Here is a 15,320-nt window from a genome sequence, read left to right as displayed (position 1 = left end):
AAGGAGGCAAATAGTACTATGGCACGTAAACAAGTATCACGTAAACGTAGAGTGAAAAAGAATATTGAAAATGGTGTAGCACATATCCGTTCTACATTTAACAATACAATTGTAACTATTACAGATGAATTCGGTAATGCTTTATCATGGTCATCTGCAGGTGCGCTTGGTTTTAAAGGTTCTAAAAAATCTACACCATTCGCAGCACAAATGGCTTCAGAAACAGCTTCTAAAGCTGCAATGGAACACGGTTTAAAATCAGTTGAAGTAACTGTTAAAGGACCTGGACCAGGTCGTGAATCAGCGATCCGTGCGTTACAATCAGCTGGTTTAGAAGTAACAGCGATTAAAGACGTTACTCCAGTACCTCACAATGGTTGCCGTCCACCAAAACGTCGTCGCGTATAATTTTAAAATTACTTTGTCACATGGTTAAAGAATTTATAATTTATACAAATCGACGTATTTAAGGAGGATATGTAAATGATTGAAATTGAGAAACCTAGAATTGAAACAATTGAAGTTAGTGATGATGCTAAGTTCGGTAAGTTCGTTGTTGAACCACTAGAACGTGGTTACGGTACTACACTAGGAAACTCCTTACGTCGTATCCTACTATCATCATTACCAGGAGCGGCTGTGAAATACATCGAAATTGAAGGTGTTCTACACGAATTCTCTGCAATCGATAATGTTGTAGAAGATGTTTCTACAATCGTTATGAATATCAAAAAGCTAGCGCTTAAGATTTATTCAGACGAAGAGAAAACACTAGAAATCGATGTTAAAGAAGAAGGCGAAGTCACTGCAAAAGATATTACACATGACAGTGATGTTGAGATCTTAAATCCAGACCTTAAAATTGCGACAGTATCTAAAGGTGGTCACTTCAAACTACGTTTAGTTGCAAACAAAGGCCGTGGTTATGCATTAGCTGATCAAAATAACTCAAGTGATATGCCAATTGGTGTTATCCCTGTTGATTCATTGTACTCACCTGTTGAGCGCGTGAACTACACAGTTGAAAACACACGTGTTGGTCAAAGCTCAGACTTTGATAAATTGACATTAGATGTTTGGACAGATGGTTCAATCACACCACAAGAGTCTGTTTCTTTAGCTGCAAAAATTATGACTGAGCATTTAAATATCTTTGTTGGTTTAACTGATGAAGCGCAAAATGCTGAAATCATGATTGAAAAAGAAGAAGATCAAAAAGAAAAAGTACTTGAAATGTCTATTGAAGAATTAGACTTATCTGTACGTTCATACAACTGTCTGAAACGTGCTGGTATTAACTCAGTACAAGAACTCGCTGATAAATCAGAGGCTGATATGATGAAAGTTCGTAACTTAGGTCGAAAGTCTCTTGAAGAAGTAAAACACAAATTAGAAGACTTAGGTTTAGGCCTAAGAAAAGAAGATTGATAAAGGAGGTTAACTCATGGGTTACAGAAAATTAGGTCGTACGTCAGATCAACGTAAAGCAATGTTACGCGATTTAGCAACTTCATTAATCGTTAACGAACGTATCGAAACTACTGAAGCGCGTGCGAAAGAACTTCGCAGTGTTGTTGAAAAATTAATTACTTTAGGTAAAAAAGGTGATTTAGCTTCTCGTCGTAATGCAGCTAAAACATTACGTAACGTTGAAATCTTAAACGAAGATGAAACAACACAAACAGCTTTACAAAAATTATTCGGTGAAATCGCTGAACGTTACCAAGAACGTCAAGGTGGTTACACTCGTATCGTTAAAGTTGCACCTCGTAAAGGTGACGGCGCATTAACAGTTATTATTGAATTAGTATAATTAATACACACTACTACATTTAAAGCAAATGAGTGCAACGATAATGTCTGCCACATACAGATATTGTCTAGCTCAGAGCATCCCATCCAACTAAATATTGATGATATAGCGTGATCTCAATAGGATGGGGTGCGCGCTTTTTTATGCAAATACTTAGTATCATCGTTTAAGGCCTACGGATATGTAGGTCTTATTTGTTTTGTAGCGGATTCTTAGGTTGTACAGGGGCAATATTTTAGGTAAAATGAAATGGTATGCTATTGTAACTTTTATGTCACAAATTTTGGTTAAAACATAAGGCTTATCTATTATTATTAAAGAGAAATAGATCTTTATTTTTCTTTTTGACAACACCATGACATGTGTCCATAGAACTATAAAGTATTATTAATTAGAGGAGTCAATCGTATGTCTAAGGAACCTTTATTACAGATTCAAAATGTCTCATTTCGATACGACGAAGATGCTGAAGATATACTCAAAGATGTCAACTTTACAGTCAATAAGGGTGAATGGGTATCTATTGTCGGTCATAATGGCTCTGGTAAGTCAACATTGGCTAAACTTATTGCAGGTGTCGAAAGTGATTTTGATGGAGATATCAAAATTGATAATGAATCCATTAAAAATATTCCATTAACCGCGTTTCATCACCATATTGGATTCGTCTTTCAAAATCCTGATAATCAGTTTGTTGGTTCTACGGTGAAGTATGATGTTGCATTTGGATTAGAAAATAGACGCCTCCCATATGAAGAGATGCATCGTATTGTCCCACAAGTCCTAGAAGATGTAGATATGAAGGATAAACAGAATTATGAACCGACAGCATTGTCAGGTGGACAAAAACAGCGTGTTGCGATTGCAGGTGTACTCGCTTTACAGCCAAAACTAATTATTTTAGATGAAGCGACATCGATGTTAGACCCTGAAGGCAAGAAAGAGATTATGTCTATGATCCAGTACCTCAATAAAGAAGAGGGTATGACTGTATTATGTATTACACATGATTTATCTGAAGTTGTGATGTCAGATAGGGTTATTGTCTTAAATAAAGGGCTTGTAGCATTATCGGGATCTGTAGATGATATATTTGCCCATGCGGATATGTTGGTTGTATATGGGCTTGATATGCCTTTTGAGATGCGTATGGCACGATTGTTAGGTCTGAAGAAGGGCTTTATATTATATGAAGAGTTATTGGAGTGTTTGACATGATAGAATTTGAAGATGTTTCGTATACGTATCAACAGCGCACCCCATATGAATATCAGGCACTCAATCTTGTGACAACGCATTTTGAAGAAGGACGTTACTATGCTGTTATTGGGAAGACTGGCTCAGGAAAATCGACACTGATTCAGCACATCAATGGATTGTTGAAACCAAGTCGTGGCAAATTGAAAATTATCGATGTATCTGTCACACGAAAAACAAAAGACAAAGTCCTGCAAAAAGTGAGAAAACGCATTGGGATGGTCTTTCAATTTCCAGAATCACAATTATTTGAACAAACTGTGGAACATGAAGTGTTATTTGGTCCTAAAAACTTTGGAATGGATTTAACAAAAGCACGACACAAAGCAGTAGTTTTACTAGAGAAACTAGGACTCGATGCCGAATCTATTATGGAGCAATCGCCCTTTTTACTATCAGGGGGACAAATGCGTAAAGTCGCCATCGTTGCGATACTTGCAATGGATCCGGATATTCTTGTTTTAGATGAACCAACGGCTGGATTAGATCCAAAGAGTAAAAAACAAGTAATGCAATTATTCAAAGACATACAACAGAAAGAGCAAAAAACAATTATTCTTGTCTCTCATGATATGAATGATGTAGCGTCCTATGCAGATGAAGTGAAAGTCATGGCAAAAGGACGTGTCATAAGTAGTCAGACACCAGAACAGTTGTTTAGAGATACAGAGTATGTGCAATCATTACATCTTGATTTACCGGATATCGTGCAATTACAAAGAGATATAGAAGAAAGGTTAAATATGCGTTTTGATCGACTCGCGATGACTGAAGTTCAATTCGCTGAGATGTATAAAGCATGGAGGCAACAGCATGAAGGATAAGTTAATTATTGGTCGCTATCTCCCTTTAGACTCCGTGTTACATCATCTTGATCCACGTAGCAAGTTTTTATTTGTATTCTTATTTATCATTGTTATTTTCTTTAGTCATGCGTGGCTTTCATATATTTGGTTAGGCATTGTGCTGTATACGTTGTTGAAGTTAGGACGTATTCCTTTATGGTTTTTATTAAAAGGACTCATGCCGTTGTTCTTCTTTTTAAGTTTAACACTATTCATGCACCTCTTTTTAACAAAAGGTGGTACACGCTTGTTTGAGTGGGGGATTATCTCCATTGACTCACATGGTTTGCAAGAAGGGGTATTGATTGTGTTAAGGTTATCCTATATTATGATTGTCTCTACAATCTTAACATTAAAAACAAGTCCACTCGATTTAACGGATGCATTTGATCGATTGCTTAAACCTTTGAGATACTTGAAGATACCTGTCTCTGCTTTAAGTATGATGATGGCTATTGCATTGCGTTTTATTCCAACATTAATGGAAGAACTAGATAAAATTATTAATGCACAAAAATCAAGAGGTGCAGCATTTGCAAGTGGTTCTTTAATGTCACGAGTTAAGGCGTTTGTGCCATTGTTTATTCCATTATTTATCTCGGCATTTCAACGTGCAGAGGAACTAGCTATTGCGATGGAAGTGAGAGGGTATGATGCCAATGCAGAGCGTACGAGCTATCGACGTTTGGAGTGGAGAGCACAAGATACCATTGCATTATTATGCATCATCCCAATTGCAGTCGTTTCATTGGCAATTCGTTATATTATATAGAGAGGATTTAAAGAGATGCCACGAGTTTTAGTGAAAATCAGTTATCATGGAGGACAGTTTTTAGGCTTCCAAATACAAAATCAAGGTCGTACCGTCCAAGGTTATTTCGAGAAAATACTAAAGCGGATGCATAAACATCCTGTGCGTATTCATCCGTCGAGTCGGACAGATCGTGGTGTTCATGCAAAAGCACAATATTTTCATTTTGATACAGAATTGAATATTGAGCCCGCAAAATGGCAGTATGCGATGAATAGAAGCTTACCAGATGATATATATGTGCATGAGGTACAATTTGTTGATGAGGACTTCCATTGTCGCTACGATTGTGTGGGTAAAACGTATCGCTATTCAGTGTATCAAGCAGAACATCGCAATCCTTTCTTAGCACAACTGAAGACATTTGAATCAAGTGAATTGGATGTTGTGGCGATGAATAAAGCTGCACAACATTTCATTGGTACACACGACTTCACTTCGTTTTGTTCACAAAAAACAGAAGTGGAGAGCAAAGAACGTACCATTTATGAAAGCCGTGTAGAACAGACGACGGAAGGGCTAGACTTTGTGATTACAGGATCAGGCTTCTTATACAATATGGTGCGTGTGATTATGGCGTATTTATTGGAAGTCGGTAAGGGGAAAAGAGATGCAGATGATGTTCCAAAACTACTTGAAGCCAAAGATCGTAACCTAGTTCCTCATACAGCTCCAGCAGAAGGACTTTATTTAGAAAAGGTCTATTTGAGTCCAGAGGTGCTACAGTCGGATTTTGGAGAAGAAATTAAAATTCACTATAAAAAATCAACGCAAAATTCTTAAAAGCAATTGACAATTTGGGTTATAAATTATATCATAGTTAACGGTATTGTTTTATATCCACCCCACGATAAGCCCCGGAAACTTATTGTGTTACAAGATATAGAAGCAGGAAGAGAACGGTTAACGGAATCAATAATCGTTTGCGGTTGTATTGTACAACTGATTGAAATCAAAAAGAAACATCTATTTTTAGGAGGACTCAATTATGCGTCAAACTTTCATGGCTAACGAATCAAACATTGAACGCAAATGGTACGTTATTGATGCTGAAGGACAAACATTAGGTCGTTTATCATCAGAAGTAGCGTCTATCTTACGCGGTAAAAATAAAGTAACTTACACACCACACGTTGATACAGGTGACTATGTTATCATCATCAACGCTTCAAAAATCCAATTCACTGGTAAAAAAGAAACTGACAAAATTTACTACCGTCACTCAAATCACCCAGGTGGTTTAAAATCAATCACTGCTGGTGAATTAAGAGCAACTAACCCAGAGCGTTTATTAGAAAAATCAATCAAAGGTATGTTACCAAGTTCACGTTTAGGTGAAAAACAAGGTAAAAAATTATTTGTATATGGTGGCGCTGAACATCCACACGCTGCACAACAACCAGAAAACTACGAGTTACGTGGTTAATTAGAAGGAGGAAATTACATTGGCACAAGTTGAATATAAAGGCACAGGCCGTCGTAAACACTCAGTAGCACGTGTACGTTTAGTACCAGGTGAAGGTAATATCACAGTTAACGGTAAAGATGTACGTGACTACTTACCATTCGAATCATTAATTTTAGACTTAAACCAACCATTCGACGTTACAGAAACTAAAGGTAACTATGACGTTTTAGTTAACGTTCACGGTGGTGGCTTCACTGGACAAGCACAAGCTATCCGTCACGGTATCGCACGTGCATTATTAGAAGCAGATCCTGAGTACAGAGGTTCATTAAAACGCGCTGGTCTCTTAACACGTGACCCACGTATGAAAGAACGTAAAAAACCAGGTCTTAAAGCTGCACGTCGTTCACCACAATTCTCAAAACGTTAATATCGTTTATACAAGCACTTTCCAATGTTATGTTGGAGAGTGCTTTTTTGTATTTTTAAAACACAAAAAGAGTGTGATAGTATTTCATGCCATCACACCATAAAATGATATGTCACCATATCTCTTTTCATTTTAGATGTCCGGTGAACTGAGAGCATATCACACAAAGGTTGAGTACCATATTATTATCTTTTTTCGATAAAGTTATTGACCTGGTAAAGAAAAAATTTTTGCTTCATATTCATAGACTTTATATTGATATTTTTGTCGTTTAATTTGACGTGTTGTTCCTCGATGAATTTTGTGATTGATAGTTTGAGGTGCACGTCCTAATTCACGTGCTATTGCACGATTTGAAATAACTAAATTTTTAAGTGTTTCTATTTGAACACGTTCTTCATAACTTAAGTTTGTTACTTTATGGTATGTCATGTTAAAATAAGTATACATCATGTGAATTCATTTCTTTATTGGTTTGATTTGGCAATCTCAATAATAATGTGAAATTCACACGGCGTTTTTTGTTTACAGGTGGTTAAGTTGATTATAAAATCCACCTATTTATTATTATGTGTGACAGACTAAATATGGTAAATATTTCGCTATAATAATTGTTATTCAATATTCAAATGGAAATAACATATAGTCAAATTTCAGGGGGATTATATCATAAACTTCATTCGTGGACTTATTATATTTTTGGTTAACGTTCTAATATTTATTGTGTTGTCAAAAATTTATAAATTATCTTTAATATATTTTCATTTTGAAGATATATACCTCGTTATATTTATAGTGTTTATAATATATTTTATAATTTCCATACGTCTGAATATGATGTTAATAAAGAAAAAAATACTAAAAATTAATAAAAAGAATGTAAAAGTGATTATTGATCAGATATTATACGTTACATCTATCATACTAGCATTTATGATTATATTTTCTAAAAATGATAAGAATATAGACACAGTATTAAATGGTCATATTTTTACTATTATTTTCTATTTATTACCATTAAAATGTGCACTAGAAATAATTAGTAGTAAAGAAGAGGTTAATAAATGAATTATCTGGAATATTTAATTTCAATACTAGATATGAGTTATTTTGAAAAAAAATTGGATTTTCTTACATTATGCATCTATACGTTCATCACAGTTATTATCACGTGTTTTTTTTATAATTTTTAAAATAAAACCATGGTTAGAATTTTCTAGTAAGCAAAATAGATTTTTTTGTATAATATTCGAATCAATTATTAAAAATTTTTTAATATTATCGATAATGGTTTTTTTTGTTAGAAACCCTAGGGAATACAATAGCATGTCTGATGCTATAAAAAATAGAGAAAATGATTTACTTGATAAAAAGTTATTCTTTTCATCAAGTATAAATTATGAACACTTCTTCATTTTACTTATAATTGTATTAGTATTATTATCAATAAATAATACCAAAATTATTCAAAAGCATGATAATTATAAATTTATTTACCCTGATAAAAAACATATAAAATTACATAGAGTATATATAGAGATAAGTTTATTAATTTTTACAACAATAACTTCTATGATTATATTTTTTTATGAAGGATACGAATTACCTGTAAATTATACGAAAAGTAGCTTAAATATTGTTTGGGCGTATAATATAGCTTTTATTTTAATACCAATTTATAATGCCTATAAATATTTAGAAGAAAAGGAATAATCGTAAAAACTAGTACTGTTAAATACCTAACCACCGGCTAGCAGTTTTTTAGTTACCCCTGAATGAAATTTGATGCAATTCTATGCAATCGTAAAAATTAGAAATCCTACAATATCTAGGCTTGTGACACTCTATATAACTGTAAGAAATCCTAAAGTTTTTTGAACGTAAAAAACTAGGCCTTAAAGCTGTACGTCGTTCACCACAATTCTCACAACCTTAATATCATTGTTATATCAACATTTACAGCACTTCTCAAAAATACTCGAAAGATGCTTTTTATAGGGGTTTAGCATGGAAATCCCCCTCATCATAAATTAGTAGCTAATTCTTTTACAATAAAAAATATCATGAAACGAAATTAGAAAAAAATATTCGCTTGATAAATTTGTTTCTATACAAATACTTTTATAAAATGAGGAGATAAAAATGAGTTACTATATAATATGGCATCCAATGAGGAAAGCATATAAATTTGATAATAAAATATACTTTAGTGATCCTATAAATAAGAAAAACAATCAAGACCCTTACGTATGGAATAAAAATATATTGTGGAGTTATTGTCAGTTAAATAAATATGTGATGCAAATAGGTGGTCGTAACTCACCAAAAAGTAAATTAATAGATGTTCTGGAAGAAGGTGATATTGTATTTTTTGTTACATCTAATCAAAGTACTGATAGTATATATTTAGAAAGTTTAAAGGAATTTAAAGAAAATATATATTGCGATTTAGTGTTTAAAGTCGAAAGTATAATAAATTGGAATAAAATTGTTAACAAGAACCCAAAAAATTTTTATAATTATATAAAAAATTCTATGACAGGTGACTATTTATTGCAAGATCATTTGGGGTGGATGTACCAGCATCCTAATATTAAAAATCATAAAACATTTATTGCTGACAAATATTCATTTCAACCTCAAATTTATAATAATTTAGCTGAAATTAAAAATTTATTATCTAAATTGAATTATGATACCAGTGGTAAAAAATTACTTTTAAAGTGGTCTAATGGGTTACGACCAATAGAATTAAGCGAAGAAAATGGAAAAAAATTATTTGATGAATTAGGGGAATATGAAAATATTTATGGGGATAAGTTTTATGAGGAAAGAAACAAAAAAGACAATGCTAAGTATTTTGGTAAATGTAAATATTCTAAAGAAACACTAGAGAAGCATTTAATGAAACTAGAAAATAAATAATAAAAAAACAGGATTTAAAATTTTATTTATAAATTTTAGTTTGTTTTTGTGCCCCGGCATGGGTAATAACTTGACGGTGAAAGTCCTTTACAGGCTTGGTAGTAGTAACTGTTAGCAAAAGAAAAGAGTGTCCATTGCGAAGTGGAATCTGAAGGAAGTCGGACGCGAACACTCGCACTGACGAACAGAAATATCATATAAGGCTATGTGGAATGGACGAGTCTGCAAAACAAGACAAAGTCTGATACTACCCGAGTTCTATATAGTAAATGATGCAGTGATGTGAGTGGAAAATGATTACGCTTACCCGGGGAGGTCTCATCAGCGACTTAACAGTCGTAGTAACAACGAATGATGAGAAGTCAGCAGAGGTCATAGTAGGTAGAAATACTGAAGGACTGAACAATATTCATACAAAGTAAAGAATGGAGTTTATAGATTTACAATGTACAGAAAACGGTAGAAACCGGTAACTTATAGAAAGATAAGTAGTGGAACGAAAAAGGATATATAAGTGTGTACAGTAAATCTTAAGTGAAATGAAAGAAATGTATCGTGAGTCTCCAACACTAATGGAGCTTGTCGTAAGGCCAAATAAGATTGAAAAAGCAATTAGTATTAAAACTTTGCTCTGATGAATACTTTACTGTTAATCAAATCTCAAGTATTTTGGGGTGTACTGAAAACCATATAAGACAAAAAATAGTACAGCCACTGGTTTTGGAAGGAAAATTAGAATTGAAATATCCTAATAACCTACGCATAGCAAACAAGCATATAAGCTAAAAGCTAAGCTTATATGCTTAGCTTTTAGCTTATATGTTTAAATATTCTAAGTGTTTTTGAAATTTCATTTAAGTCTTATGAAAGATGATCTAATTATTTTGAGTATAAGTAAATACTATGAGATAAGTATTTCATATGATAGTTAAGATAGATGAAAAGCAGCAATAAAGTTTATCTCATCAATAGTTTAAGAGCTTTCGAGTACAATACAATGAACAACACGGAGCAAGAAATACTTTTAGTTCTAGATATTAAATGAGTATTAATTGTATATCGATCTATAATAGCTACATTGTTTACAAGATGTCAATATGCCATTAATTCCTGGGTTTCTAAGAGTTTAATATATACGAAATCAATTTATAATAATTTATTTACTAACGGGATCTGGAGTTATGATATCGGTACTGGTCGTGGTTACGTCGACATTTGTAAAAAAGAATTATAAAAAAGAAAACGAATAATCATACTAAAAGCACTCATTTCATAAAGAGAAGTGAGTGCTTTGCTATATCTATAACGTTTTTGTAAAGGTAGACATCGTGTGGATATGAACCTGATGGAGTACTTTCTTTGCTGCTTCATCTGTAATGTCATCATTGCTGAGCCATTCAAAAATAAATCCAGTGACACTTGAAGAAAGGTACGCTGCAAATAGCTTTCTTGTCGTTAGATCTTCATGTTGAGAAAGAGAAGAAGTTTCATGATAAACAGTTGACTCTATATTTTTGTTGAATTGTTTAAAGAAAGAGCCGTCATCGTTTTTTATAAATACAGTGAGCACCCGTTTATTTTCGATGACACTATTGATGATTGCTTCATTATAAGAGATGTAGTGTTTTGTACTAATTTGACGAGCATGTTCAACATGAGACATAAAGGCACTTGCCATCTTTTGTAGTAAGGCTGTCACCATTGATTCATGCAAATGATCTTTAGATGTGTAATGTAGATAAAATGTATTACGACTACATAGTGCTTGTTCACATATTTTAGTGATTGTAATCTCTTTATCGGGCATTTTTTCTAATAAAGTTAAGTAGCTGTTGTATAAATTTAATTCAGTTTTTCGATAACGTAAATCATTTTTATTCATTGCAACCACCTTTTTTTAAAGATATAGGACATTATACCATGTTGCTGTTAAATAAATAACATTGTTATCTTGAATAACCATTGTTTTGTGATTTAATGCACAATAAAATGACCTTATTAAATGACTGAGGAAAAGGTGATTATTTTGAAAAACCGTGTAACTGAAGTATTAGGAATTGAAAAACCGATTATCCAAGGACCAATGTTTTGGTTAACAAGTGGTAAGTTTGTTGGTGCCATTAGTAAAGCAGGGGCTTTAGGCGTATTAGGATTTAATGCAGGACAAACTGAAACAGCAGAAACGCTAGAGAAATCAGTTGAAAATATGCGTAAAGAGATTGAAATTGCGAGATCAATCACAAGTAATCCAATTGGAATGAACGTGAGTCCATCTCCAGAAGTGGAAGAAGTTTCAAAAGCAATGTTTGATCTTATGGTAGAAACAGGGATTGAAGTTGCGGTTATGGTAGGTTCTTTTGATAAAGAATGGACGAAACGTTATCATGAACAAGGTATTAAAGTGGTATTCCGTCCACATACACCATCAGTAGAAAATGTAGAAGAAGCGATTCAAGGTGGGGCAGATGTCATTGTTGCGACTGGATTTGATGAAGGTGGTACAGTCCCTGACCGTGTCATTGGAACATTCTCAATCATTCCACTTATTGTAGATGCTGTAAAAGGACGTGTGCCAGTCATTGGTGCAGGCGGTATTGCTGATGAACGTACAGCAAAAGCAGCTATGGTACTTGGCGCAGAAGGTATTTATGTAGGAAGTGCCTTCTTGATGGCAGAAGAATCTAATATGGCTCAAAATATTAAAGAACAAGTTAAAAATGTTGATGCCACGGATATGTTAATGTATAACGACTACAGTTCTTATTATCGTTCAATTCCAGGTGAGTTGCCAAATGAACTACAAGAAATGAGCGATAAAGGTGCCACAAAACAAGAAATTTTTGATAAACACTACGGCTATAAAGGGATGCGTAATGGTATGGTATTTGGTGATTTATCAAAAGGTTATGCATCATTTGGTCTCGGTATCTCATTTATGAATGAAATTGAGCCAGCATCAGCAATTGTTGATCGTCTCATGCGTGGGATTGAATCATAAATGTATCAGCACTTTCCAGTTCAGTTGATTGGAAGGTGCTTTTTTTAGCACTATAATAAGGAGAAATAGGAGATGATTTGATGATAACACGTGAACAAGTTTTGTCATATGTTCAACAACAATATGGTGTGATACCTGACTATCCCTGGGAGAAATATCCTAATTATGTTGCTTTAAGGCATCAAAAGAATGGTAAATGGTTTGCACTTATTATGGATATTACAGCAGATAAACTAGGCATAGACAGCGATAAAGTCATTGATGTTGTAAATGTCAAAGTAGAGAAAGAATTCATAGGTTCATTGAGACAAAAACAAGGTGTATATGAGGCTTATCATATGAATAAAGCGAACTGGGTGACATTGTATTTGGAAGAATTACGATCAATAGATGAATTAATTGAATTTATTGAAGCCAGTTATCAGTTAACAAAATAATAGAAATTGAAAAATAGATAGGTTTGAGCTTTTCTGATTGACAGAGAAAGTGATTGCGACTAAAATATATTTATTCCGATTGAGAAACTATGAATAGAGGGACAATTTAATGAAAAGAATTTTATTTTTAATGGTTGCCTTTGCGATTGTACTCGCAGCATGTGGCAATAATAACGATTCAAAAGATAGCAGTAGCAAGAATGAAGATAAAAAGATTGTCGTAGGAACTGAAGGAACATACGCACCATTCACATTCCATGATAAAAATGACAAGTTAACAGGTTACGATGTAGAAGTAACAAAAGCAGTTGCAAAAGAAATGGGTTATGAAGTTGAATTCAAAGAAACACAATGGGATTCAATGTTTGCAGGTCTTGATGCAGGTCGTTTTGACGTTGTTGCTAACCAAGTTGGTATTAACGATGAACGAAAAGCAAAATATAAATTCTCAGACCCATACACATATTCAAATGGTGTATTAGTCGTTGCGGAAGATAACAATGATATTAAATCATTTGATGATGTGAAAGATAGAAAACTTGCACAAACATTAACATCAAACTACGGTAAGCTTGCAGAATCTAAAGGTGCAGAGATTACAAAAGTAGACGGCTTCAACCAAGCAATGGATTTATTACAATCTAATCGTGTTGAAGGTACTTTCAATGACAATATCTCATATTTAGATTACAAAAAACAAAAACCAAATGCGAAAATTAAAGCAATTGAAGGTGATGCAGAACAAAGTCAATCAGCATTTGCATTCAGCAAGAAAACAGATGACAAAGTTGTAGAAGACTTCAATAAAGGTTTGAAAAAATTAAAAGATAATGGTGAATTAGAAAAAATTAGTAAGAAATGGTTCGGCGAAAATGTTTCAGAACCTAAATAATGAACAGATTCACGCATTAGAAGCTGCGAAACAAGCTTTTTTACCTATGTTAGAAGGCTTAGTTAAGTACTCTATACCAATAACAATTGTTACATTTGTTATTGGTTTAATTTTAGCCTTATTTACTGCATTAATGCGTATTTCAAGCAGTAAAGTTTTAAGAGGAATTGCACGTTTTTATGTATCGATTATTCGAGGTACACCGATGATCGTACAATTATTCATTATCTTTTACGGTATTCCTGAAATAGGTAGACTTGCGACCGGCAATGCGGACAATCAGCTCACTTTAACACCCGTTGTAGCGGCGATTATTGGTCTGTCACTCAACGTAGGGGCATATGCTTCTGAAATTTTAAGAGGAGGCATCATGTCTATTCCAAAAGGGCAGACTGAAGCGGCATATTCAATAGGGATGAGCTATAAGCAAACAGTCCAACGTATTATTTTACCTCAGGCAATCAGAGTATCTATTCCAGCTTTAGGTAATACATTCTTAAGCTTAGTGAAAGATACATCCTTATTAGGCTTTATCCTTGTGGCAGAGATGTTCAGAAAAGCACAAGAAGTGGCATCAACAACATATGAATTCTTAACCATCTACTTACTTGTAGCCTTGTTATATTGGATTACATGTTTTATCATTTCTGTGATTCAATCATATTATGAATCTTATATTGAAAGAGGGTATCGCGCATGATTGAACTTCAAAATATTAAAAAGTCATTTAATGATAAAGAAGTCATCAAAGGGATTAATCTTTCAGTAGCGCAAGGTGAAGTGATCACATTAATTGGTAAGTCGGGTTCTGGTAAGACGACGCTCTTGCGCATGATCAATGCATTAGAATTACCAACTGAAGGGACTGTATATGTTAATGGTGAAACATATACGAATGATGACAAAAAGTCTCAAATTACGGTAAGAAAACAATCTGGTATGGTCTTCCAAAGTTATAATCTTTTTCCGCATAAGACAGCTATTGAAAATGTGATGGAAGGTCTTGTGACAGTGAAGAAGATGAACAAGCAACAAGCGTACGAAGAAGCTTTACAACTGCTTAGAAAAGTTGGCTTAGAAAGTGTGAAAGATCAAAGACCTCATGCTTTGTCAGGTGGTCAACAACAACGTGTGGCGATTGCGCGTGCCTTAGCCATGAATCCAAAAGTCATGTTATTTGATGAACCGACATCTGCATTAGACCCAGAGTTAGTCAATGACGTACTCAAGGTGATTAAAGATTTAGCGAATGAAGGTATGACAATGGTCATTGTGACTCATGAAATGCGTTTTGCACGTGAAGTGTCCGACCGTGTGATCTTCATTAACGAAGGGTTAATCGGTGAAGAAGGTAAGCCAGAAATACTATTCAATCAACCACAAACAGAAGAATTGAAGAAATTCTTTAATGTCATAGATATTTAGATAAAGTAGCTGTATCAAGTTTTATATCACTTGGTATGGCTATTTTTTTGTTGGACATAGACTTTCTAATCATATTTTA

The 15,320-nt window shown here is 33.8% G+C and carries 19 protein-coding genes; 17 read left to right on the top strand and 2 right to left on the bottom strand.

The genetic code is table 11. From position 1 onward, the window contains the following. The first annotated feature begins 18 nt into the window (after positions 1-18). The 9 genes from rpsK to rpsI all read left to right on the top strand — a co-directional run bounded on the left by rpsK (position 19) and on the right by rpsI (position 6,564). Positions 19-408, top strand: a complete 390-nt coding sequence (gene rpsK / locus MUA88_RS09000; protein ID WP_014613235.1) for a 30S ribosomal protein S11 — start codon at positions 19-21, stop codon at positions 406-408. Positions 409-483: 75 nt separating this feature from the next. Beyond that, positions 484-1,428, top strand: coding sequence for a DNA-directed RNA polymerase subunit alpha (locus MUA88_RS08995; RefSeq protein WP_262603829.1), 945 nt, complete (start codon positions 484-486; stop codon positions 1,426-1,428). 16 nt (positions 1,429-1,444) lie between these two features. Continuing rightward, complete coding sequence (rplQ, locus tag MUA88_RS08990; RefSeq protein ID WP_037567144.1) at positions 1,445-1,813, top strand: 50S ribosomal protein L17; 369 nt, start codon at positions 1,445-1,447, stop codon at positions 1,811-1,813. Positions 1,814-2,221: 408 nt separating this feature from the next. Further along, entirely contained in the window at positions 2,222-3,031 is an 810-nt protein-coding gene (locus MUA88_RS08985; protein ID WP_262605428.1) for an energy-coupling factor transporter ATPase, read from the top strand. Next, positions 3,028-3,894 carry an energy-coupling factor transporter ATPase gene (locus tag MUA88_RS08980; RefSeq protein WP_262603827.1) on the top strand — a complete coding sequence of 289 codons (867 nt, stop codon included), beginning with the start codon at positions 3,028-3,030 and terminating at the stop codon, positions 3,892-3,894. The genes MUA88_RS08985 and MUA88_RS08980 overlap by 4 nt, the downstream gene beginning before the upstream one ends. After that, positions 3,884-4,687, top strand: a complete 804-nt coding sequence (locus MUA88_RS08975) for an energy-coupling factor transporter transmembrane component T family protein (protein ID WP_262603826.1) — start codon at positions 3,884-3,886, stop codon at positions 4,685-4,687. The genes MUA88_RS08980 and MUA88_RS08975 overlap by 11 nt, the downstream gene beginning before the upstream one ends. A 15-nt stretch (positions 4,688-4,702) precedes the next feature. Further along, positions 4,703-5,509: a tRNA pseudouridine(38-40) synthase TruA gene (gene truA / locus MUA88_RS08970; protein WP_262603825.1), complete on the top strand. Its 807-nt coding sequence runs from the start codon at positions 4,703-4,705 to the stop codon at positions 5,507-5,509. A gap of 205 nt (positions 5,510-5,714) precedes the next feature. Next, entirely contained in the window at positions 5,715-6,152 is a 438-nt protein-coding gene (gene rplM, locus MUA88_RS08965) for a 50S ribosomal protein L13 (protein ID WP_095117598.1), read from the top strand. A 19-nt stretch (positions 6,153-6,171) separates the two neighbouring features. Then, positions 6,172-6,564, top strand: a complete 393-nt coding sequence (gene rpsI, locus MUA88_RS08960) for a 30S ribosomal protein S9 (RefSeq protein ID WP_229709397.1) — start codon at positions 6,172-6,174, stop codon at positions 6,562-6,564. A 204-nt stretch (positions 6,565-6,768) separates the two neighbouring features. Here rpsI and MUA88_RS08955 read toward each other — a convergent pair whose 3' ends face one another. Next, positions 6,769-6,996, bottom strand: coding sequence for a helix-turn-helix domain-containing protein (locus MUA88_RS08955; protein ID WP_262605427.1), 228 nt, complete (start codon positions 6,994-6,996; stop codon positions 6,769-6,771). An 894-nt stretch (positions 6,997-7,890) separates the two neighbouring features. Between MUA88_RS08955 and MUA88_RS08950 the strand changes: the two genes are divergently transcribed. The 3 genes from MUA88_RS08950 (at position 7,891) to MUA88_RS08940 (ending at position 9,911) form a co-directional block, all read left to right on the top strand. Further along, entirely contained in the window at positions 7,891-8,277 is a 387-nt protein-coding gene (locus MUA88_RS08950) for a hypothetical protein (protein ID WP_262603823.1), read from the top strand. 429 nt (positions 8,278-8,706) lie between these two features. Beyond that, entirely contained in the window at positions 8,707-9,489 is a 783-nt protein-coding gene (locus MUA88_RS08945) for a hypothetical protein (RefSeq protein ID WP_262605426.1), read from the top strand. Between the two features lie 293 nt (positions 9,490-9,782). Next, positions 9,783-9,911, top strand: a complete 129-nt coding sequence (locus tag MUA88_RS08940; protein ID WP_262603821.1) for a hypothetical protein — start codon at positions 9,783-9,785, stop codon at positions 9,909-9,911. 878 nt (positions 9,912-10,789) lie between these two features. Here MUA88_RS08940 and MUA88_RS08935 read toward each other — a convergent pair. Further along, a complete protein-coding gene (locus tag MUA88_RS08935; RefSeq protein ID WP_262605425.1) occupies positions 10,790-11,371 on the bottom strand; it encodes a TetR/AcrR family transcriptional regulator in 582 nt (193 codons plus the stop codon). 120 nt (positions 11,372-11,491) lie between these two features. On the opposite strand from MUA88_RS08935, the gene MUA88_RS08930 reads away from it, so the two are divergent. The 5 genes from MUA88_RS08930 to MUA88_RS08910 all read left to right on the top strand — a co-directional run bounded on the left by MUA88_RS08930 (position 11,492) and on the right by MUA88_RS08910 (position 15,241). Further along, positions 11,492-12,487 (top strand): NAD(P)H-dependent flavin oxidoreductase, encoded by a 996-nt coding sequence (locus MUA88_RS08930; protein ID WP_262603819.1) that lies wholly within the window; start codon positions 11,492-11,494, stop codon positions 12,485-12,487. Between the two features lie 80 nt (positions 12,488-12,567). Further along, on the top strand, positions 12,568-12,924 hold the full coding sequence (locus MUA88_RS08925; RefSeq protein WP_262605424.1) for an MmcQ/YjbR family DNA-binding protein: 357 nt from the start codon (positions 12,568-12,570) through the stop codon (positions 12,922-12,924). Positions 12,925-13,033: 109 nt separating this feature from the next. Continuing rightward, the gene (locus MUA88_RS08920; RefSeq protein WP_262603817.1) at positions 13,034-13,816 is read left to right on the top strand and encodes an amino acid ABC transporter substrate-binding protein; all 783 of its coding nucleotides are present in this window, start codon (positions 13,034-13,036) and stop codon (positions 13,814-13,816) included. Further along, positions 13,797-14,516, top strand: coding sequence for an amino acid ABC transporter permease (locus MUA88_RS08915; protein WP_262603816.1), 720 nt, complete (start codon positions 13,797-13,799; stop codon positions 14,514-14,516). Before MUA88_RS08920 ends, MUA88_RS08915 begins: the two co-directional genes overlap by 20 nt. Then, a complete protein-coding gene (locus MUA88_RS08910; protein WP_262605423.1) occupies positions 14,513-15,241 on the top strand; it encodes an amino acid ABC transporter ATP-binding protein in 729 nt (242 codons plus the stop codon). Before MUA88_RS08915 ends, MUA88_RS08910 begins: the two co-directional genes overlap by 4 nt. Positions 15,242-15,320: the final 79 nt, after the last annotated feature.

Source organism: Staphylococcus sp. IVB6240 (assembly GCF_025558425.1).
Classification (GTDB): Bacteria; Bacillota; Bacilli; order Staphylococcales; family Staphylococcaceae; genus Staphylococcus.
This window is presented reverse-complemented; position numbering and strand designations above follow the sequence as displayed.

What these genes read in the sequence shown, in the direction of transcription:
- MUA88_RS08920 (WP_262603817.1), top strand. Translation starts at nt 13,034, where the DNA reads ATGAAAAGAATTTTATTTTTAATGGTTGCCTTTGCGATTGTACTCGCA.
- MUA88_RS08915 (WP_262603816.1), top strand. Translation starts at nt 13,797, where the DNA reads ATGTTTCAGAACCTAAATAATGAACAGATTCACGCATTAGAAGCTGCG.
- MUA88_RS08940 (WP_262603821.1), top strand. Translation starts at nt 9,783, where the DNA reads ATGATTACGCTTACCCGGGGAGGTCTCATCAGCGACTTAACAGTCGTA.
- MUA88_RS08985 (WP_262605428.1), top strand. Translation starts at nt 2,222, where the DNA reads ATGTCTAAGGAACCTTTATTACAGATTCAAAATGTCTCATTTCGATAC.
- MUA88_RS08925 (WP_262605424.1), top strand. Translation starts at nt 12,568, where the DNA reads ATGATAACACGTGAACAAGTTTTGTCATATGTTCAACAACAATATGGT.
- rpsK (WP_014613235.1), top strand. Translation starts at nt 19, where the DNA reads ATGGCACGTAAACAAGTATCACGTAAACGTAGAGTGAAAAAGAATATT.
- MUA88_RS08910 (WP_262605423.1), top strand. Translation starts at nt 14,513, where the DNA reads ATGATTGAACTTCAAAATATTAAAAAGTCATTTAATGATAAAGAAGTC.
- MUA88_RS08950 (WP_262603823.1), top strand. Translation starts at nt 7,891, where the DNA reads ATGTCTGATGCTATAAAAAATAGAGAAAATGATTTACTTGATAAAAAG.
- MUA88_RS08955 (WP_262605427.1), bottom strand. Translation starts at nt 6,996, where the DNA reads ATGACATACCATAAAGTAACAAACTTAAGTTATGAAGAACGTGTTCAA.
- rplM (WP_095117598.1), top strand. Translation starts at nt 5,715, where the DNA reads ATGCGTCAAACTTTCATGGCTAACGAATCAAACATTGAACGCAAATGG.
- MUA88_RS08980 (WP_262603827.1), top strand. Translation starts at nt 3,028, where the DNA reads ATGATAGAATTTGAAGATGTTTCGTATACGTATCAACAGCGCACCCCA.
- MUA88_RS08935 (WP_262605425.1), bottom strand. Translation starts at nt 11,371, where the DNA reads ATGAATAAAAATGATTTACGTTATCGAAAAACTGAATTAAATTTATAC.
- truA (WP_262603825.1), top strand. Translation starts at nt 4,703, where the DNA reads ATGCCACGAGTTTTAGTGAAAATCAGTTATCATGGAGGACAGTTTTTA.
- MUA88_RS08945 (WP_262605426.1), top strand. Translation starts at nt 8,707, where the DNA reads ATGAGTTACTATATAATATGGCATCCAATGAGGAAAGCATATAAATTT.
- MUA88_RS08995 (WP_262603829.1), top strand. Translation starts at nt 484, where the DNA reads ATGATTGAAATTGAGAAACCTAGAATTGAAACAATTGAAGTTAGTGAT.
- MUA88_RS08975 (WP_262603826.1), top strand. Translation starts at nt 3,884, where the DNA reads ATGAAGGATAAGTTAATTATTGGTCGCTATCTCCCTTTAGACTCCGTG.
- MUA88_RS08930 (WP_262603819.1), top strand. Translation starts at nt 11,492, where the DNA reads ATGACTGAGGAAAAGGTGATTATTTTGAAAAACCGTGTAACTGAAGTA.
- rplQ (WP_037567144.1), top strand. Translation starts at nt 1,445, where the DNA reads ATGGGTTACAGAAAATTAGGTCGTACGTCAGATCAACGTAAAGCAATG.